The sequence below is a fragment of the Modestobacter sp. VKM Ac-2986 genome, from assembly GCF_026967795.1.
Lineage (GTDB): Bacteria > Actinomycetota > Actinomycetes > Mycobacteriales > Geodermatophilaceae > Modestobacter.
The window spans coordinates 649,043-668,080 of sequence record NZ_JAPVBH010000003.1; the positions used below are offsets into that span (position 1 = coordinate 649,043).

Sequence of the window (19,038 nt, forward strand, 5' to 3'; positions counted from 1 at the left end):
ACACGATTGTGTGCTTAATCGAGGAGCCCGCAAGCAAGGCGGACCTTACTTGCGGGCTCCTGCGCTGCAGGTCACAGCGCCGACCGGCGGTGCGGGGTCCCCCGCACCGCCGGTGGCGTCAGACGGCGGCCGGTGCCTCCGCCTCGGCGACCGTCTCCGGCTCGCTGCCGACCTGCAGGTCCAGCTCGCCGTCGGTGACACCGACGGTGACCCGCTGGCCGGCGGCCAGCTCCCTGCCGAGGACCAGCCGCGAGAGCCGGTTGTCGACCTCCCGCTGGATCGCCCGGCGCAGCGGCCGGGCACCGAAGGCCGGCTCGTGGCCGCGCTCGGCCAGCCAGGCGACGGCCTCGGGGGTGACCTCGATGCCGATGCCCTGCGCCGCCAGCCGGCCGCGCGTCTCGTCCAGCAGCAGGTCGGTGATCCGGGTCAGCTGCTCGGTCTCCAGCTGCCGGAACACGACGATCTCGTCGATCCGGTTGAGGAACTCCGGGCGGAAGGCGTCGCGCAGCCGCCGCATCACCTGGTCGCGCAGGTCGTCCCCGCCACCGTTGGCGGTGAAGCCCAGCGGGCCGCGGCCGGCGTTGACGATCGCCTCCGAGCCGAGGTTGCTGGTCATGATCACCACGGTGTTGCTGAAGTCGACCGTGCGGCCCTGGGAGTCGGTGAGCCGCCCGGCGTCCAGCAGCTGCAGCAGCGTGTTGAACACGTCCGGGTGCGCCTTCTCGATCTCGTCGAGCAGGACGACCGAGTAGGGACGACGGCGCACGGCCTCCGTGAGCTGACCGGCGTCCTCGTAGCCGACGTAACCGGGGGGCGAGCCGACCAGCCGGCTGACCGTGTGCCGCTCCTGGAACTCGCTCATGTCCAGCCGGACCATCCGGTCGCCGTCACCGAACAGCGCCTCGGCCAGCGCCCGGGCGAGCTCGGTCTTGCCCACCCCGGTCGGGCCGAGGAACAGGAAGCTGCCGATCGGCCGGTCCGGGTCGCCCAGGCCCGCCCGGGAGCGCCGGATGGCCTCGGCGACCACCTCGACCGCCTCGTCCTGGCCGACGACCCGCTCGTGCAGGTGCTGCTCCAGGCCCAGCAGGCGCTCGCGCTCCTGCTGGGTCAGCTGGGCCACCGGGACGCCGGTCGCCCGCGAGACGACCTCGGCGATCTCGCCCGCGCCCACCTCGGGGATGCCGGCGTCGCCGCCGCCCCGGGCCCGCTCGAGGTCCGCCTGCGCCGTGGCCAGCTCGTCGCGCAGGGCCGAGGCCCGCTCGTACCGCTCGGCCGCGACGGCCTGGTCCTTCTCCCGCTGCAGCCGCTGCACCGCCTGCTCCAGCTCGCGCAGGTCGGTGGTGGGCCGCTTGACCTTCAGCCGGGTGCGCGCGCCGGCCTGGTCGATGAGGTCGATCGCCTTGTCCGGCAGGTGCCGGTCGGTGACGTAGCGGGCCGAGAGCTCCGCCGCGGCGACCAGCGCCTCGTCGGTGAAGCGCACCTGGTGGTGGGCCTCGTAGCGGTCGCGCAGCCCGCGCAGGATCGCGATCGTGTCCTCGGTGCTGGGCTCGGGCACCAGCACCGGCTGGAACCGCCGCTCCAGGGCCGGGTCCTTCTCGATGTCGCGGCGGTACTCGTCCAGCGTCGTCGCGCCGATGACGTGCAGCTCGCCGCGCGCGAGCGCCGGCTTGAGCATGTTGCCCGCCCCGGCCGAGCCCTCGGAGCCACCGGCCGAGACCACGGTGTGCAGCTCGTCGATGAAGACGACCACCTCGTCGCTGTGCTCGCGGATCTCGTCCATCACCTTCTTCAGCCGCTCCTCGAAGTCACCGCGGTAGCGGGTCCCCGCGACCAGGCCGGTGAGGTCGAGCTCGACCAGCCGGCGGTCGCGCAGGGAGTCCGGGACGTCGCCGTCGACGATCTGCAGGGCGATGCCCTCCACGATCGCGGTCTTGCCGACGCCGGCCTCACCGATGAGCACCGGGTTGTTCTTGTTGCGCCGGGAGAGCACCTCGATGGTCTGCTCGATCTCCTGCGCGCGGCCGATGACCGGGTCGATCTTCCCGTCCCGGGCCAGCGCGGTGAGGTCGCGGCCGTACTCGTCGAGCGTGGGGGTGTTCGAGGGCGCCTGCGCACCACCGCCGGCACCGCCCGCGCCACCGCGGGCCGGGACCGGACCGCCGGCAGCCGCCTGCTGCAGTGCCTCCGGGGTCACCCGCGCACCGCCCAGCACGCGGCCGGCGCCGGAGTCGGGGTTGACCGACAGCGCGAAGAGCAGGTGCTCGGGCCCGATGTAGGTCGAGCCGCTGGCCCGCGACACCTGGTGGGCGTCGAGCAGCGCACGCTTGGCCGCCGGGGTCAGCGACACCGGCTGGCCGGTGGGCTCACCCTGACGGAGCTGGGACTCCAGCTGGGCCCGGAGCTGGGCGGGGTCGGTGCCGGCCCGCTGCAGCAGGGTGCTGGTGGGCTCGTGACCGGCCAGCGCCCAGAGCAGGTGCTCGGTGTCCAGGTCGGCGCTGCCCCACTGGGAGGCGGCCTGCGCCGCGGCGGACACCACCTCGCGGGAGTGGTCGCTCAGCAGCTGGGTGATGTCCACCCGCTGCATGCCACGGCGGGCGCCGGGACCACCGGCGTCGGCGCCGAAGAAGGCGGAGAAGAAGTCGTCGAAGGGGCTGCCCCCGAAGGGGCCACCCGGGAAACCACTGGTCATCGGGGTACAGACCTCTCGTGTCGATGTGGGAGTGCTCACCTCTCCACCCCGTCACGACTCCCGGGATCGCCGTGTTCTCGGCTCGGGGACGTCGTGTGCGTCGGGGCGGACGCCGGGCGGCTGATCGGGCCGGGCGGCGGGGGCACCGACGTAAGTAGCATCGGTGCGGTGACGGTTCTTCCCGCGTCGTTCCGCTCTCGGATGAACCCGTCCGTGGTCTCCCGTGTCCTGCTGGCCAACGTGATCGCCAACGGCGTGATCGTCGTGACCGGCGGTGCCGTGCGGCTGACCGGGTCGGGTCTGGGCTGTCCCACGTGGCCCGAGTGCACCGACGGCAGCATCCGGCCCACGCCCGAGCTCGCCGGTCACGGGCTGATCGAGTTCGGCAACCGGCTGCTCACCTTCGTGGTGCTGCTCACGGCCGTGGCCACCGTGGTCGCGGTGTTCGCCTCCGTCCGCCGTGACCTCCGCAAGCTGGCGGTGCTGAGCTTCCTGGGCATCCCGGCCCAGGCCGCGCTGGGTGGGGTGACCGTGCTGACCGGGCTGAACCCCTGGACGGTGGCCGCGCACTTCCTCGTCTCGACGGTGCTGATCGCGATCGCCACGGTCCTGTGGCTGCGCTCGCGCGAGCCCGGGGTGGGCCAGCTCGTCGTCCGCCGGCCCTTCGCGCTGCTGGTCACCGGCATCGCCGCCACCGTCGCCGCCGTGCAGGTCGTCGGCACCGTGGTCACCGGCAGCGGCCCGCACAGCGGCGACCCGGAGGCCGGGCGCACCGGCCTGGACCCCGAGCTGGTCAGCCAGCTGCACGCGGACTTCGTCTTCCTGCTCATCGGCCTGACCATCGCGCTGCTGGTGGCGCTGTCGGCCACCGACTCCCCCGGTCGCGTGCGCCGGGCCACCCGCGACCTGCTGGTCGTCGAGCTGCTGCAGGGCGTCATCGGTTACGTGCAGTACTTCACCGGCCTGCCGGTCGTCGCGGTCCTGCTGCACATGGCCGGGGCGGTGCTGATCACCGTCTACACCGCGCGGCTGGTCTGGTCGGTCCGCGGGCCGGCCTCCGAGCTGCCCGTGGACGCCGCCCACCCGGTCTCCGCCGCCGTCCGCTGACCCCGGCTCCCGGGCCGCACCACGAGCGCTCAGGCCGGGTCCGGGGCACGCCGACGGGTGAGCCGCCGTCGCGTCGGCGGCGTCGGCCCGGCCACCGGTGACAGGGTCGTCGTCGTGCCGACCTCCACCACCGGCCGGGCCTGCCGGTGATCACCAACACCCTGCTCGACCACGCGGCCCTCGTGCCCGCCGCACTGCTGCTGGTCTGCCTCGGGTCCGCCCTGCTGGGTCACGCGCTGCTGCGGGCCCGCCGCGCACGGACGCTGCTCGGCGCCGTCCTCGGCCTGTCGGTGCTGCCGGTGCTCGCGCTGACGCTGGTCCCGGCCGCCCGCCCGGCCGGCGAGGGCGCCGGCTGCACCGTCCAGTTCGCCCTGCCGACCCCGGGCAGTGTCGAGCTGCTGGCCAACGTGGCGCTGTTCGTGCCCCCGGACGTCCTGGCCACGCTGCTCACCCGCCGACCGCTGCTGGTGCTGCTGGTCGCGGCCGGCGTCTCGGCGGCGATCGAGACGCTGCAGGCACTGCTGCCCGCTCTGGCGCGCGCCTGCGACACCAACGACTGGGCGATGGACACCGCGGGCGCCACGATCGGCGTCCTGCTCGCCACCGGCGTCCTCGCCCTGTCCCGACCCCGGACCACGGCCACCCGGGCATGACGCCCCCGCCCCCGCTGGTGGGTCCCAGCGCGACCCTGCGAGTGCGGGGGGCTGGCGTCAGACGAGGACGTCGGCCACCAGGGCGATGGACAGCAGCGTCATGTAGGTGATCGACACCGAGAAGAGCTTCATCGGGCGGTCGGGCCCACCGGACCGGATGCGCCGCAGCCACGCGTGGGACTCCGCCACGTACCAGGCACCCAGGCCCAGGGTGGCGACGCCGGTGATCCAGCCCAGCTGCGGCGTGGCCGGCACCATGAGCAGCGAGGTGCCCAGCGTGCCCCAGGCCCAGGCGACCGACTGCTGGCCGACGGTGACCGGCCCGGCCACCACCGACAGCATCGGCACCCCGGCACGGAAGTAGTCGAAGCGGAACCGGCTGGCCAGCGCCCAGAAGTGCGGCATCTGCCAGCAGAAGACGATGCCGAAGAAGACCAGGGCCGGCCAGTCCAGCGACCCGGTGACCGCGGCCCACCCGATCAGCACCGGCGCGGCGCCCGGCAGCCCGCCGAAGACGGTGTTGTGCCGGGTGCGGCGCTTGAGCACCATCGTGTAGAGCACCGAGTAGGCCAGCACCGCGGCAGCCGCCAGGGCGGTGGCCAGCGGGGTGGTGAACAGGCCGAGCAGCACCAGCGAGACCCAGGCCAGCAGGACGCCGAAGACCAGCGCGTTGCGGGGGCTGATCACCCCGCTGGGGATGGGCCGGTCGCGGGTGCGCGACATGAGCCGGTCGATGTCGCGGTCGTACCAGCAGTTGATCGTGTTCGCGGCCCCGGCGGCGAGCATGCCGCCGACCAGGGTGGCCACGACCAGACCCGTGCCCGGCCAGCCGCCGTCGGCCAGCATCATCGCCGGCAGGGTGGTGACCAGCAGCAGCTCGACGAGCTTGGGCTTGGTCAGCGAGACGTAGGCCGCCACCGTCGCGCGGGCCGTGCGCAGAGGCCGCGCCGGGCTCACCGAGCGGTCGGCGATCGTGGTCACCGGGTGCCCAGGGGCGCGGCGTCGCGCGGGCAGCAGGGCACCGATGAGTCCTTCTCCGCCGGAGAGTGTGGGTAGCCCGCCCATCGTAGCCTGCCTCCCTCTGCACGGCGCCGCACACGACTAGGGTTTGATCACGTTGACTCTGCGCGTGATGCGGGTAGGGCGGACGTCGAGGACGACGGCGCGCTTCCGGTCACGACCTCCGACCGCGCCGACCGGGGCGGCCGTGGTGTGCACCGTCGTCCGCCCGGGGCAGGGCCGCCCCCGAGCCCCCGGGTGGGTCCGACATCGACCGATTCCCCGAGGGAGCACCGAGCGCCACATGACCACCGACAGCAGCTCCTCCACGCAGTCCACGAACGCCGAGGCACCGGCCGAGGCCGCCAGCGACACCTCCACCGGTGCGCCGCGCCAGCCGCAGCCCACCCTCCCCGAGGGCTTCGGCGACCTGGACCGCAAGGCCATCGACACCGCCCGCGTGCTGGCGATGGACGCCGTTCAGAAGGTCGGCAACGGCCACCCCGGCACCGCGATGAGCATGGCGCCGGTCGCCTACCTGCTCTTCCAGAAGTGGCTCAAGCACGACCCCTCCGACCCCAACTGGCCGGCCCGCGACCGGTTCGTCCTCTCCATGGGGCACTCCAGCCTGACCCTGTACGTCCAGCTCTACCTGGCCGGCTACGGCCTGGAGCTCGAGGACCTGCAGGCGCTGCGCACTTGGGGCTCGAAGACCCCGGGTCACCCCGAGGTCGGCCACACCGCCGGCGTCGAGACCACCACCGGCCCGCTGGGCCAGGGCGTCGGCAACGCGGTCGGCATGGCCATGGCCGCCCGCCGCGAGCGCGGCCTGCTCGACCCCGAGGCCCCCGAGGGCGAGAGCCTGTTCGACCACACCATCTGGGCCTTCGCCTCCGACGGCGACCTGGAGGAGGGCATCTCCGGCGAGGCGTCCTCGCTGGCCGGCACCCAGCAGCTGGGCAACCTCGTGCTGGTCTACGACGACAACAAGATCTCGATCGAGGACGACACCACGATCGCCTTCACCGAGGACGTCGGCGCCCGCTACGCCGCCTACGGCTGGCACGTCCAGCACGTCACCGACGGTGAGGACCTCGCCGCCGTGGACGCCGCCTTCGCCGCCGCCAAGGCCGAGACGACCAAGCCCTCGATCATCGTGCTGCGCACGGTCATCGGCTGGCCGTCGCCGAACAAGCAGAACACCGGTGGGGTGCACGGCTCCGCACTCGGTGACGACGAGGTCAAGGCCACCAAGGAGGTGCTGGGCTTCGACCCGGCGACGACCTTCGACGTCGCCGCCGAGGTCATCGAGCACACCCGCAAGGCCGTCAGCCGCGGCCAGGAGGCCCAGGCCGCCTGGCAGACCCGGTTCGAGGCGTGGCAGCAGAGCAACGCCGAGGCCGCCGCGCTGCTGGAGCGGATGACCACCCGCACCCTCCCCGAGGGCTGGGCCGAGAAGCTCCCCAGCTGGGACGCCGACCCCAAGGGCGTGGCCACCCGCAAGGCCTCCGGTGAGGTCCTCGCCGCCCTCTACCCCGAGCTCCCCGAGCTGTGGGGCGGCTCGGCCGACCTGGCCGAGAGCAACAACACCGCGGTCAAGGGCGAGCCGTCGTTCCTGCCGGCCAGCCGCCAGACCAAGGCGTGGTCCGGTGGCCCCTACGGCCGCACGTTGCACTTCGGTGTGCGTGAGCACGCCATGGGCGCGGTCATGAACGGCATCGCCCTGCACGGCGGCACCCGCGTCTACGGCGGCACGTTCCTCACCTTCTCCGACTACATGCGCGGCGCGGTGCGACTGGCCGCCCTCATGCAGCTGCCGGTGACCTACGTGTGGACCCACGACTCCATCGGCCTGGGCGAGGACGGCCCGACCCACCAGCCGATCGAGCACTACGCCGCGCTGCGCGCCATCCCGGGTCTGGACTTCGTCCGCCCGGCCGACGCCAACGAGACCGCGGTCGCGTGGCGGACGATCCTGGAGAACAACGACCGGCCCGCCGGCCTGGCGCTGTCCCGGCAGAACCTGCCGGTCTTCGACCGGAGCGAGTTCGGCTCCGCCGAGGGCGTCGCGAAGGGCGGCTACGTGCTGGCCGAGGCCTCGACCGGCACCCCCGAGGTCGTGCTGATGGGCACCGGCTCCGAGGTGCAGATCGCCGTCGCCGCGCGCGAGCAGCTGGAGGCCGCCGGCGTCCCGACCCGGGTCGTCTCCCTCCCCTGCTGGGAGTGGTTCGCCGAGCAGGACCAGTCCTACCGCGAGCAGGTCCTGCCCCCCACGGTCAAGGCGCGCGTCAGCGTCGAGGCCGGGGTGCCCATGGGCTGGCGTGAGTTCGTCGGCGACGCCGGCCGGATCGTCGGGCTGAACCACTACGGCGCCAGCGCCAGCTTCTCCAAGCTCTACGAGGAGTTCGGCCTGACCGCCGAGGCCGTCGTGGCCGCCGCGCGCGAGAGCATCGACGCGGCCGCCAACGGTGCGACGCCGCCCTCGGGCGCTGCCGTCTCCCGCGGCGGGGTCTACGGCTCCGACGCCACCGGCGACCACTGAAAGGACCCCGCTGCCCCCGCCGCGCACGCGGCGGGACCCGGCAGCGGGGCCGACAGACACTCTCCGGGCGGGGGCCCACCGGGCCCCCGCCCACCCACGAAAGGCAGTCACATGGCTCAGAACGAGAACCTCGCGAAGCTGTCCGAGACGGGGGTCGCCGTCTGGCTCGACGACCTGTCCCGTGACCTGATCCACGGCGGTGACCTGCAGAAGCTGGTCGACGAGTCCAGCGTCGTCGGCGTCACCACCAACCCGAGCATCTTCGCCGCGGCGATCAGCGGGTCGAAGTCCTACGACGACCAGCTGCACGCCCTGGCCGTGCGCAAGGTCAGCGTCGAGGAGGCCCTGCGCACCATCACCGCCGCCGACGTCCGCGACGCCTGCGACCTGCTGAAGCCGGTCTTCGACCGCACCGGCCGCGATGGCCGTGTCTCCCTCGAGGTGGCCCCCGGGCTCGCCCACGACGAGGACGGCACCGCCGCCGAGGCCGCCCACCTGTGGTGGCTCGTCGACCGGCCGAACCTCTTCATCAAGATCCCGGCCACGCTGGCGAGCCTGCCGGCGATCACCAGCACGATCGCCAAGGGCATCAGCGTCAACGTGACGCTGATCTTCAGCCTGGAGCGCTACAAGGCCGTCATGGAGGCCTACATCGCCGGCCTCGAGCAGCGGCTGGCCGAGGACCCGGAGGCCTCCTTCGAGGGCATCGAGTCCGTCGCCTCGTTCTTCGTGTCCCGCGTGGACACCGAGATCGACAAGCGCCTGGACGCCGCCGGCGCCGACGCCTCGCTCAAGGGCAAGGCCGGTGTCGCCAACGCCCAGCTGGCCTACCAGGCCTACGAGGAGGTCTTCTCCTCCGACCGCTGGAAGGCGCTGGAGGCCAAGGGCGCCAGCAAGCAGCGGGCGCTGTGGGCCTCGACCGGGGTCAAGAACCCCGACTACTCCGACACGCTGTACCTGTCCGAGCTCACCGCCCCGGACACCGTCAACACCATGCCCGGCAAGACCATGCAGGCCTTCGCCGACCACGGGCAGGTCGGCACCCCGGTGCAGTCCTCCTACGCGCAGGCCGAGAAGGTCATGGCCGACGTGGCCGCGGCCGGCATCGACTTCGACGACGTCTTCCGCGTCCTCGAGGAGGAGGCCGTGCAGAAGTTCGTCGACGCGTGGGACGAGCTGACCGGCTCGGTCAAGGAGCAGCTCGAAGACAAGAAGTGATCCACCGGGGTGGTGCGTCCGGCTGACCGGACGCACCGCCCCGCACCTCCCCTGCCGTCCGGACCGCCCCGCCGAGCCGGACGGCGGGGCACCACTGCGAGCCTCGAGGACGGAAACCGATGTCCACCAACCCGTTGCGCGACCCGCGGGACCGGCGGCTGCCCCGAGTGCCGGAGCCCTGTGCTCTGGTCGTCTTCGGGATCACCGGCGACCTGTCGCGCAAGAAGCTCCTCCCGGCCGTCTACGACCTGGCCAACCGGGGCCTGCTCCCCACCAACTTCGCGCTGCTGGGCTTCGCCCGCCGCGACTGGGGCGACTCCGAGTTCTCCGAGCTCGCCCGCTCCGCCGCCCGTGAGCACGCGCGCACCCCCTGGCGCGAGGAGGTCTGGGAGCGGCTGGCCAACAGCGTCCGCTTCGTCCAGGGCTCCTTCGACGACGACGCCGCCTTCGACGAGCTGGCCGCCAACCTCACCGAGCTCGAGGGCAGCCACGGCATCGGCGGCAACGCGGCCTTCTACCTGTCCATCCCCCCGGCCATGTTCCCCACCGTGCTCAAGCAGATGGAGCGCACCGGGATGGCCGAGAGCACGCCCGACCGCTGGCGCCGCGTGGTCGTGGAGAAGCCCTTCGGCAACGACCTGGCCTCCAGCCGCGAGCTCAACGCGCTGGTCGACTCGGTGTTCACCGCCGACGACGTCTTCCGGATCGACCACTACCTGGGCAAGGAGACGGTCCAGAACCTGCTGGCGCTGCGCTTCGCCAACGAGCTGTTCGAGCCGGTCTGGAACGGCCACCACGTCGACTCCGTGCAGATCACCATGGCCGAGGACGTCGGCATCGGCGGCCGGGCCGGCTTCTACGAGAAGACCGGCGCCGCCCGCGACGTGCTGCAGAACCACCTGCTCCAGTTGCTGGCGCTCACCGCCATGGAGGAGCCGGTTGAGTTCTCCGCCGAGGAGATCCGCACCGAGAAGCTGAAGGTGCTCCGCGCCGTGTCGGTCCCCGAGCCCGAGGACATGGAGCGCTTCGCCGTCCGCGGCCAGTACCAGCAGGGCTGGCTGGCCGGGCAGCGCGCCACCGGTTACCGCCAGGAGACCGGGGTGGCCGACGACTCCACCACCGAGACCTACGCCGCGGTCCGGCTGGGCGTGGAGACCCGGCGCTGGGCCGGCGTCCCGTTCTACCTGCGCACCGGCAAGCGGCTCCCCCGCCGGGTCACCGAGATCGCCCTGGTGTTCAAGCGGGCGCCGCACCTGCCCTTCGCGCCGACCGACACCGAGGAGCTGGGCCACAACCAGCTGGTGATCCGGGTGCAGCCCGACGAGGGCATGACGCTGAAGTTCGGCTCCAAGGTGCCCGGCAGCGTCATGGAGGTCCGCGACGTCGCGATGGACTTCCTCTACGGCGAGCAGTTCACCGAGGCCAGCCCCGAGGCCTACGAGCGGCTGCTGCTCGACGTGCTGCTGGGCGATGCCACCCTCTTCCCGCGCAACGCCGAGGTCGAGGCCTCCTGGGCGGTCATCGACCCGCTCGAGGAGTTCTGGGCCGGCACCACCCCGGCGCCCTACCGGGCCGGCGAGTGGGGCCCCCGCGCCGCCGAGGACATGCTGGCCGCCGAGGGCCGCTCGTGGCGCCGGCCGTGACCGGGCCGACGACGGGCGTGACGGCCGCCGCGCACCCGACCTACGAGAGAGGCCTGTCGTGACGACGCTGTGGGACACCACCGGATCCGCGGTGGTCAAGGAGCTGGCCGCCCAGCGCCGCACCGGTGGCGCGGTGATGAGCGGCGTCGCGCTGACCCTGGTGGTCGTCGCCGACGAGAGCCGGGTCGCCGAGGCCGAGGAGGCCGCCAGCGCCGCCGCCGCGACCAACCCGTGCCGGCTGCTGATCGTGGTGCGCCGGCAGGTCGAGGCACCGGTGCCTCGGCTGGACGCCGAGGTCGTCGTCGGTGGGCGGCTCGGCCCGGGCGAGGCCGTGGTGATGCGGATGTACGGCCGCCTCGGTCTGCACGCGGAGTCCGTGGTGCTGCCGCTGCTGGCCGCCGACGCACCCGTGGTCACCTGGTGGCACGCACCGCCGCCGGAGCGGGTCTCCACCGACGCGCTCGGCGTGATCGCCGACCGCCGGATCAGCGACTCGTCCATGTCCGAGGACCCGGTCGGCGCCCTGTCGGTCCGGGCCAAGGACTACGCCCCCGGCGACACCGATCTGACCTGGACCCGCAGCACGCCCTGGCGGGCGACGCTGGCCTCGACGCTGGACTCGGTCTCCGGCCGCCGTGCCGAGGCGGTGCGGGTGCTGGGCGGTGAGGTGTCCGGCGACGTGCACAACGCGACCGCCCAGCTGGTCGCCGGCTGGCTGTCCTCCCGGTGCGACTGCGAGATCCGCGTCGTCCCGAGCACCCGCGTGCCCGGACCGGCCGGCATCGACTCGGTGACCCTGCGGCTGGACCAGGACGAGGAGGTCCGCCTGCAGGACGACCGCAAGGGTGGTGCGGTGATCCAGCAGCCGAACCGGCCCGAGGCCACGGTCGCGCTGCCGGACCGCTCGCTCGGTGAGCTCATCGGCGAGGAGCTGCGCCGGCTGGACCAGGACGAGCCGTTCAGCGAGGCGCTGGAGGTGGTGACCGGCGAGACCGGCCTGTCCGACCGCCCCGCGCTGCGCGAGCACGTCTGGTTCGACCCGATGCGGGCCAAGCCGCCGATGGGCCAGACCCCGGGCAAGCCGGCCGGTGCCGAGCCGACCGGTGCGGCCGCGCCGCTGCCGACCGTCCCGCCGTCCTCGGAGGGGTCCGACGACGTCGCCCAGAGCGGCGAGCACGACGACCCGGCCGACGACTCCGACGAGCAGGCCGTGGTCCAGGACGCCGACGCACCGGCCGCGGACGCCGCGGTCAGCACGAAGGGGAGGAAGCGATGAGCCAGGAGTCCCCCGGCGACCAGGTCGACGAGGCGCTGGCCGACGCCGGCCTGCCCACCCCCGACGTGGTCGTCGAGCCCGACGCCGACACCCTCGCCCGCTCGGTGGCCTCCGCGCTGGTCGCGCGGCTGGCCGCCGCCCAGGCGGTGCACGGGACGGCGTCGGTGGTGCTCACCGGCGGCGGGATCGGCACCGCCGTGCTGCAGCGGGTCGCCGCGCTGGCCGCCGAGCCCGAGCGGGAGGTCGTCGACTGGACCGCCGTGCACGTCTGGTGGGGCGACGAGCGCTGGGTGCCCGTCGACCACCCGGACCGCAACGAGCTCGGTGCCCAGCAGGCGCTGCTGGACCACGTCACGGTCGACCCCGAGAAGGTGCACCCGATGCCCTCCTCCGACGCCGGCTACGACTCACCGGAGGAGGCGGCGGCCTGGTACGCCGAGCAGCTCGCGGCCGTCGCCGAGGACGGCGGTGCCGTGCCGCGGATCGACGTGCTGTTGCTGGGGATGGGGCCCGAGGGCCACGTGGCCTCGATCTTCCCCGACTCCCCCGCCGCCACCGACGAGCGCCCGGTCGTGGCGGTGCGGGACTGCCTGAAGCCGCCGCCGACCCGGGTGAGCCTCGGCTTCTCGGCGATCACCGCGGCCGAGGAGGTCTGGCTGCTGGTCAGCGGCGAGGGCAAGGCCGAGGCCGTGGCCCGGGCCCTGGGCGGCGCCGAGCCGGTCGACCTCCCGGCCGCCGGTGCCCGCGGCCGGCAGGCCACCCGCTGGCTGCTCGACGAGGCGGCGGCGAGCCGGCTCCCCCGGGGCTGACCCGCCCCACGACGACACCGGCCCGGTCACCCCAGCTGCTCATGGGGTGACCGGGCCGGTGTCGTCCCGGCTCCGTCCAGAGGCTCGCCCCGAGCTCGCGAGGGACGAGGAGGACGGGGTCCTTCGTCAGGCGCCCCGGCGGGCCCGCAGCCGGGTCAGCGCCTCCTGGAGGAGGGCGTCACCGTCCTCGTCGGAGCGGCGCTCCCGCACGTAGGCCAGGTGCGTCTTGTACGGCTCCGTCCGCGGTGCGGGCGGCGGGTTCTGCTGGTCGGTGCCGGCCGGCAGCCCGCAGCGCGGGCAGTCCCAGCAGTCCGGCACCTCGATGTCGGCCGCGAAGGCGATCCGCGACTCGTGTCCGTTCGCACACCAATAGCCGACCCGGGTGCGAGGTGCCGTCTCGCCCCGTTCGACCTCACCCATCGGCCCTGCACCGACCCGGCTCCCCCGGATCGCGTTCCCTCCAGCCACGAGCGGCCCCCCTGATCGTCGCCACGTCGCGGTGACTGAGTGATCACCGCGCGCGCAGTCTAGGGCCTGGGAGGGCGCCGCAGGTCACGATCCGGCCTCCCCCGGTACCGGGACCAGACCGTCCGCGATGGCGACCGATCGACGGGGGCAGCGCCGTTCCGGCCCCCTCGCAGGGTCCCGCCGCGAGCGGAGCGAGTGGTGGGGCGCGAGGGGGTCCTTCGTCAGGCCTTGATCAGGATCCCGAGGCCGACGATGCAGATCGTCCACAGCAGGCCGGCGAACACGGTCAGCCGGTTGAGGTTCTTCTCGACCACGGAGCTGCCGGACAGCTGCGAGGAGACGGCGCCACCGAACATCGAGGACAGCCCACCGCCCTTGCCGCGGTGCAGCAGGATGAGCACGATCAGCAGGACGCTGGTCAGCGCCAGCAGCACGTTGAGGAACAGTTCCATCGTCGTCCGTCTCCTGTCCTCTGCCCACGCCGGCGGGTGAGGTTCCACCCACGTGGTCCGGGGCTCTCAGCGGACCAGCCTAACGGACGGCGCGGCCGGTCCGGCCGACCCGCCGCAGGGCGGGGTCAGCCGATGCCGGCGGTGGCGACGTCGTAGCTGCCGTAGGGCTGCATGACCACGCCGTTGCGCAGCCGCTGCCCGGCGAGCAGCTGAACCCGGGTCTCGGCCAGCGGCACGTAGGCCGCGGTCTGCCGCACCGCGTCGGCCACCTGCCGCCATGCGTCGACGGCGACGACCGGGTCGGTGGCCGCCCGGGCGGCGTCGACGAGGCCGTTGACGCCGGGGTCGTCGAGCCGGGCGTAGTTGGTGTTGCCCAGTCCCCGGATGGACCGGCCGTCGACCAGCGGCACCAGGAACGAGGCGGCGGTCGGGAAGTCGGCGGTCCAGGTGGCCAGCACCAGGCCGTACCCGGCGGCGGTGACCGTGTCGGGGTTGCTGATGTCGGAGTAGTAGGTGCTCGGGTCCAGCGGCCGCACCTCGGCGGTGATGTCGACCTCGGCGAGCTCGGTGGCCAGCACCTCGGCGACCTGGACGCTGGCGGGCACGTCGGGCACGGCCAGCACGGTCTCGAAGCCCTCGGGCCGCCCGCAGGCGGTCAAGGCCGCGCGGGCCGCGGCGGCGTCGGGCTGCGGGTCGCCCTCGGCCGGGCCGTCGGCCACCGCCCGCGGCCACAGCACCGAGGTGCGCTCGGCGTTGCCCGGGCCCTGCAGCGCCTCCTGGACCGCACCGCGGTCGACGACGGCGGCCACCGCGGCGCGGCAGTCGCGGTTCTCCATGGGCGACACCGACGTCGGCAGCGCCAGGAGCCGGACCGCCCCGGTGGTCAGGTCGTCGATCCGCCCGGCCAGTGCGTCGTCGGCGAGCCGGCTGGTGGTGGCCTGCTGCACCCCGGTGCCGGACAGGTCGAGGTCGGCGGAGCCGGCGAGGAGCGCCTGGTCGCGGGCCACGCCGGACAGCCCGGTGCGCACCAGCACCGCGTCGGGCAGCGCCGTCCGGACGTCGTCGGTGGCCGGGTCCCACTGCGGGTTGCGCTCCAGGGCGATGCCGGTCTGGGCGTCCACCGAGGTGATCATGTACGGCCCGGAGCTGATCGGGTCGTCGCCGTAGGCCCCGCCGGTGTCGTTCTCGGCCGGCACCGGGCTGCTGGAGGGCAGCGCCATCACGAACGGGAAGTCCGGCGTCGGGGTGGTCAGGGTGAACACGATCGTGCGGTCGTCGGGGGTGGTGACCGACCGCAGCCCCAGCCGGTCGGCCGTCTCGTCCTGGTAGGGCCCCGGGTAGGGGTCGGCCTCGTCGTCGAGCAGGTCGACGACGTAGGTGGGCCCGCCGACGACGACCTCGGAGGCGAAGGACCGCTCGATGCCGTACTTGACGTCGCGGGAGGTGATCGGCCGGCCGGTCTCGAACCGGACGCCCTCGCGGAGGGTGAAGGTCCAGGTGCGGCCACCGTCGGGCGTGGTGCCCAGGTCGGTGGCCAGGTCGGGCACGAGCTCGTCCGTCCGGCCCGGTGCCGAGGAGTAGGTGACCAGGGTGCGGGTGTAGAGCCGCATCAGGTTCCAGACGCCGGTGGCGTAGGAGCGCTGCGGGTCGAGGCTGTCGACCTGGCCGGCGACCACCCGCAGGGTGCCCCCGGGGACGTCGGACGGCGCCCGGACGCCGGTCACGCCGCTGCCGGGGTCACCGGCCTGGGTGGGCACCGCGGCGACGCCGGTGTTGCTGCCGCTGCACCCGGTGAGCACCGCCAGGGCCGCGACGACGGACAGCACGACGGCCGACCGTCGCACCCCCGCGGGAGAGGTGCGGCCGATCGGCCGTCGTCCGGTGCTGTACGTCAACGTGGCTGCTGCTCCACCCGGTCGGTGCCGGCAGGGGTCAGCTGACCTCGGCGGCGGTTCGACAGATCTGCGCGAACTGGTCGGCGTCCAGGCTGGCCCCGCCGACGAGCGCGCCGTCGACGTCCGGACCGGCGAGGATCCCGGCCGTGTTGTCGGCCTTCACCGAACCCCCGTAGAGGATACGGACGGCAGCGGCCAGCTCCGGGCCGTGGCTCTCGGCGAGCCGTGCCCGCAGCGCCCCACAGACCTCCTGCGCATCATCGGGGGTCGCGACCTCGCCGGTGCCGATGGCCCAGACCGGCTCGTAGGCGATGACCAGCTGCTGGAGCTGGTCGGCGGTGAGGCCGTCCAGCGCCCGGTCGAGCTGGGCGGTGCAGTGCGACACCTGCGCACCCTCCCGCCGGACGTCGAGCCCCTCGCCCACGCACAGCAGGGGCACCAGCCCGTGCCGCAGTGCTGCCTGGACCTTGGCGGCGACGACCGCGTCGTCCTCACCGTGCAGCGTGCGCCGCTCGGAGTGGCCGACCAGGACGTACCGGCAGGCCAGCGCGGCGAGCATCGCCCCGCTGACGTCACCGGTGTAGGCGCCGCCGTCCTGTGCCGAGAGGTCCTGTGCGCCGTAGCCGATCTCCAGCTTGTCGCCGGCCACCAGCGTCTGCACGCTGCGCAGCGCGGTGAACGGCGGGACGACGACGACCTCGGCCGCCTCGAGCTGCGGGTCGGTGAGCGAGAAGGCCAGCTTCTGCACCAGCCCGATCGCCTCGAGGTGCGTGAGGTTCATCTTCCAGTTGCCGGCGATCAGCGGGCGCCGGCCCTCCCGGACCGGGGTCGCCTTGGTGCGTGCCATCGTCGGCGGCCTCAGTCGGCCAGGACCGCGAGGCCGGGGAGCTCCCGGCCCTCGAGGAACTCGAGCGAAGCCCCGCCACCGGTGCTGATGTGCCCGTAGGCGGCCTCGTCGAGCCCGAGCGTGCGCACGGACGCGGCCGAGTCACCGCCACCGACCACCGACAGCCCGTCGACGGCGGCCACGGCCTGCGCGACGCCCCGGGTGCCGGCCTGGAAGGGGGCCAGCTCGAAGACGCCGACCGGGCCGTTCCAGAACACGGTGCGGGCACCGGCGAGCTGCTCGGTGAACAGCTCGATGCTGCGCGGCCCGATGTCCAGGCACTCCTCGTCGGCCGGGATCGCGTCGAAGGGCACGACCCGCGTCGTGGCCTCGGCGCTGAACTCGGTGGCGCTGACCAGGTCCACCGGCAGCACGATCCGGTCACCGGCCTCGGCCAGCAGCCGGCGGCAGGTGTCGACCTGGTCGGCCTCCAGCAGCGACTTCCCGACCTCCAGGCCCTGGGCGGCCAGGAAGGTGTAGGTCATCCCGCCGCCGATCAGGAGCTTGTCGACCCGGGGCAGCAGCGCCTCGATGACACCGAGCTTGTCGCTGACCTTCGAGCCGCCGAGCACGACCACGTAGGGGCGCTCGGGGCTCTCGGTCAGCCGGGTGAGCACGTCGAGCTCCCGGGCGACCAGCCGGCCCGCCGCGTGCGGCAGCCGCAGCGCGACGTCGTACACCGAGGCGTGCTTGCGGTGCACGGCGCCGAACGCGTCGTCGACGTAGAGGTCGGCCAGGGCGGCCAGCCGGTCGGCCAGCTCACCGCGGACGGCGTCGTCCTTGGAGGTCTCGGCGGCCTCGAAGCGGACGTTCTCCAGCATCAGCACGTCGCCGTCGGCGAGCCCGGCCACCTTCGCGGTGGCGTCGGTGCCGGCGACGTCGCCGGCCAGGGTCACCGGGGCCCCGAGCATCTCGCCCAGCCGGGCGGCGACCGGGGCGAGGGAGAACTGCGGGTCAGGGGCGCCCTTGGGGCGGCCCAGGTGGGCGGCCACGACGACGCGTGCACCGGCGGCCTGCAGGGCCTGCAGCGTGGGCAGGCTGGCGCGGATCCGGCCGTCGTCGGTGATCGCGCCGGTCTTCTTGTCCAGCGGGACGTTCAGGTCGGCGCGCAGCAGCACGCGCCGACCCGAGACCCCGTCGGCGATGAGCTCGTCGACGGATCGCATCAGGAGAGCTTCGACCCGACCAGGACGACCGAGTCGACCAGGCGGTTGGAGTAGCCCCACTCGTTGTCGTACCAGCCGACGACCTTGACCTGGTTGCCGAAGACCTTGGTCAGGCCGGAGTCGAAGATGCACGACGCCGGGTCGGTGACGATGTCGGAGGAGACGATCGGCGCGTCGGTGTAGACCAGGTAGGGCGCCAGCGGGCCGGCGGCAGCCGCCTTGTAGGCCTCGTTGACCTCCTCGACGGTGACGTCGCGGCCCACGGTGACGGTGAGGTCGGTGGCCGAGCCGGTCGGGACCGGGACGCGGAGCGCGTAGCCGTCGAGCTTGCCCTTGAGCTCGGGGAGGACCAGGCCGATGGCCTTGGCCGCACCGGTGCTGGTGGGGACGATGTTCAGCGCGGCGGCGCGGGCGCGGCGGAGGTCCTTGTGCGGGCCGTCCTGCAGGTTCTGGTCGGCGGTGTAGGCGTGGATCGTGGTCATCAGGCCACGCTCGATGCCGAACGCGTCGTTGAGGACCTTGGCCAGCGGCGCCAGGCAGTTGGTGGTGCAGGACGCGTTGCTGATGATCGTCTGCGAGCCGTCGTAGGACTCGTGGTTGACGCCCATGACGATCGTCAGGTCGTCACCGGTGGCCGGCGCGGAGATGATGACCTTCTTGGCGCCACCGGCGTCGACGTGCTTGCGGGCGTCCTCGGCCTTGGTGAAGAAGCCGGTGGACTCCACGACGATGTCCACGCCCAGCTCGCCCCAGGGCAGGTTGGCCGGGTCGCGCTCGGCGAGCACCTTGACGGTCTTCTCGCCGACCTTGATGCCGTCACCGGTGACCGAGACGTCCTCGGGGAGCTTGCCCAGGATGCTGTCGTACTTGAGCAGGTGGGCCAGCGTCTCGGGCGTGGTCAGGTCGTTGACCGCCACGACCTCGACGTCCGCACCGCTCGCCGCGACCGCGCGGTAGAAGTTGCGGCCGATCCTGCCGAACCCGTTGATCCCGACCCGTACCGTCACTGCGGCCTCCCAGACCTCGTCGCCCAGCCGGGCCGGTCGGCCCAGCGGAACCGTCGGCCGCACCGTGTGCGCGGCCACATTGCGCAGGCAGCCTAACGGGCCGCCGTCGGTCCGCCGACCGGGCGGTCCGGCAGCTCACCGGACCCCACGAAGACGTCCGCGACGTCTCCCCGGTCCGCCCGGGGAGACGTCGCGGACGTCTGGTGACGTGCTGGAGCGGCCCCACTG

Annotated in this window: 15 protein-coding genes; 7 read left to right on the forward strand and 8 right to left on the reverse strand. The window is 73.4% G+C overall.

Annotation, left to right across the window (positions count from 1 at the left end):
• Positions 1 to 118: 118 nt before the first annotated feature.
• Positions 119 to 2,689: an ATP-dependent Clp protease ATP-binding subunit gene (locus O2W14_RS11045; protein ID WP_269176143.1), complete on the reverse strand. Its 2,571-nt coding sequence runs from the start codon at positions 2,687 to 2,689 to the stop codon at positions 119 to 121.
• 213 nt (positions 2,690 to 2,902) lie between these two features.
• Between O2W14_RS11045 and O2W14_RS11050 the strand changes: the two genes are divergently transcribed.
• Positions 2,903 to 3,796 (forward strand): COX15/CtaA family protein, encoded by an 894-nt coding sequence (locus O2W14_RS11050; RefSeq protein ID WP_269176144.1) that lies wholly within the window; start codon positions 2,903 to 2,905, stop codon positions 3,794 to 3,796.
• Between the two features lie 146 nt (positions 3,797 to 3,942).
• Positions 3,943 to 4,449, forward strand: coding sequence for a VanZ family protein (locus O2W14_RS11055; RefSeq protein ID WP_269176145.1), 507 nt, complete (start codon positions 3,943 to 3,945; stop codon positions 4,447 to 4,449).
• A 57-nt stretch (positions 4,450 to 4,506) separates the two neighbouring features.
• On the opposite strand, the gene O2W14_RS11060 is transcribed toward O2W14_RS11055, so the two are convergent.
• A complete protein-coding gene (locus O2W14_RS11060; RefSeq protein WP_269176146.1) occupies positions 4,507 to 5,430 on the reverse strand; it encodes a heme o synthase in 924 nt (307 codons plus the stop codon).
• Positions 5,431 to 5,752: 322 nt separating this feature from the next.
• Between O2W14_RS11060 and tkt the strand changes: the two genes are divergently transcribed.
• The 5 genes from tkt (at position 5,753) to pgl (ending at position 12,936) form a co-directional block, all read left to right on the forward strand.
• Positions 5,753 to 7,990, forward strand: a complete 2,238-nt coding sequence (gene tkt, locus O2W14_RS11065; RefSeq protein WP_269176147.1) for a transketolase — start codon at positions 5,753 to 5,755, stop codon at positions 7,988 to 7,990.
• Positions 7,991 to 8,101: 111 nt separating this feature from the next.
• Positions 8,102 to 9,208: a transaldolase gene (gene tal / locus O2W14_RS11070; protein ID WP_269176148.1), complete on the forward strand. Its 1,107-nt coding sequence runs from the start codon at positions 8,102 to 8,104 to the stop codon at positions 9,206 to 9,208.
• A 119-nt stretch (positions 9,209 to 9,327) separates the two neighbouring features.
• On the forward strand, positions 9,328 to 10,851 hold the full coding sequence (gene zwf, locus O2W14_RS11075) for a glucose-6-phosphate dehydrogenase (RefSeq protein ID WP_269176149.1): 1,524 nt from the start codon (positions 9,328 to 9,330) through the stop codon (positions 10,849 to 10,851).
• Between the two features lie 58 nt (positions 10,852 to 10,909).
• Positions 10,910 to 12,127, forward strand: coding sequence for a glucose-6-phosphate dehydrogenase assembly protein OpcA (locus tag O2W14_RS11080; RefSeq protein ID WP_269176150.1), 1,218 nt, complete (start codon positions 10,910 to 10,912; stop codon positions 12,125 to 12,127).
• Positions 12,124 to 12,936, forward strand: coding sequence for a 6-phosphogluconolactonase (gene pgl, locus O2W14_RS11085; protein ID WP_269176151.1), 813 nt, complete (start codon positions 12,124 to 12,126; stop codon positions 12,934 to 12,936). The genes O2W14_RS11080 and pgl overlap by 4 nt, the downstream gene beginning before the upstream one ends.
• 126 nt (positions 12,937 to 13,062) lie before the next feature.
• Here the strand turns inward: pgl and O2W14_RS11090 are convergent, their stop codons facing one another.
• The 6 genes from O2W14_RS11090 to gap all read right to left on the reverse strand — a co-directional run bounded on the left by O2W14_RS11090 (position 13,063) and on the right by gap (position 18,888).
• On the reverse strand, positions 13,063 to 13,404 hold the full coding sequence (locus O2W14_RS11090) for an RNA polymerase-binding protein RbpA (protein ID WP_269176152.1): 342 nt from the start codon (positions 13,402 to 13,404) through the stop codon (positions 13,063 to 13,065).
• A 221-nt stretch (positions 13,405 to 13,625) separates the two neighbouring features.
• Positions 13,626 to 13,856, reverse strand: a complete 231-nt coding sequence (gene secG, locus O2W14_RS11095; RefSeq protein ID WP_269176153.1) for a preprotein translocase subunit SecG — start codon at positions 13,854 to 13,856, stop codon at positions 13,626 to 13,628.
• Between the two features lie 125 nt (positions 13,857 to 13,981).
• A complete protein-coding gene (locus tag O2W14_RS11100; protein ID WP_269176154.1) occupies positions 13,982 to 15,682 on the reverse strand; it encodes an ABC transporter substrate-binding protein in 1,701 nt (566 codons plus the stop codon).
• A 106-nt stretch (positions 15,683 to 15,788) separates the two neighbouring features.
• Entirely contained in the window at positions 15,789 to 16,598 is an 810-nt protein-coding gene (gene tpiA / locus O2W14_RS11105) for a triose-phosphate isomerase (RefSeq protein ID WP_269176155.1), read from the reverse strand.
• Positions 16,599 to 16,609: 11 nt separating this feature from the next.
• On the reverse strand, positions 16,610 to 17,803 hold the full coding sequence (locus O2W14_RS11110; RefSeq protein WP_269176156.1) for a phosphoglycerate kinase: 1,194 nt from the start codon (positions 17,801 to 17,803) through the stop codon (positions 16,610 to 16,612).
• The gene (gene gap / locus O2W14_RS11115; protein WP_442928834.1) at positions 17,803 to 18,888 is read right to left on the reverse strand and encodes a type I glyceraldehyde-3-phosphate dehydrogenase; all 1,086 of its coding nucleotides are present in this window, start codon (positions 18,886 to 18,888) and stop codon (positions 17,803 to 17,805) included. Before gap ends, O2W14_RS11110 begins: the two co-directional genes overlap by 1 nt.
• Between the last annotated feature and the right edge of the window lie 150 nt (positions 18,889 to 19,038).

Bases quoted from the DNA above. Each gene is read 5' to 3' on its own strand.
- O2W14_RS11045 (WP_269176143.1), bottom strand. From the start codon at position 2,689: ATGACCAGTGGTTTCCCGGGTGGCCCCTTCGGGGGCAGCCCCTTCGAC.
- tkt (WP_269176147.1), top strand. From the start codon at position 5,753: ATGACCACCGACAGCAGCTCCTCCACGCAGTCCACGAACGCCGAGGCA.
- tal (WP_269176148.1), top strand. From the start codon at position 8,102: ATGGCTCAGAACGAGAACCTCGCGAAGCTGTCCGAGACGGGGGTCGCC.
- zwf (WP_269176149.1), top strand. From the start codon at position 9,328: ATGTCCACCAACCCGTTGCGCGACCCGCGGGACCGGCGGCTGCCCCGA.
- pgl (WP_269176151.1), top strand. From the start codon at position 12,124: ATGAGCCAGGAGTCCCCCGGCGACCAGGTCGACGAGGCGCTGGCCGAC.
- secG (WP_269176153.1), bottom strand. From the start codon at position 13,856: ATGGAACTGTTCCTCAACGTGCTGCTGGCGCTGACCAGCGTCCTGCTG.
- tpiA (WP_269176155.1), bottom strand. From the start codon at position 16,598: ATGGCACGCACCAAGGCGACCCCGGTCCGGGAGGGCCGGCGCCCGCTG.
- O2W14_RS11110 (WP_269176156.1), bottom strand. From the start codon at position 17,803: ATGCGATCCGTCGACGAGCTCATCGCCGACGGGGTCTCGGGTCGGCGC.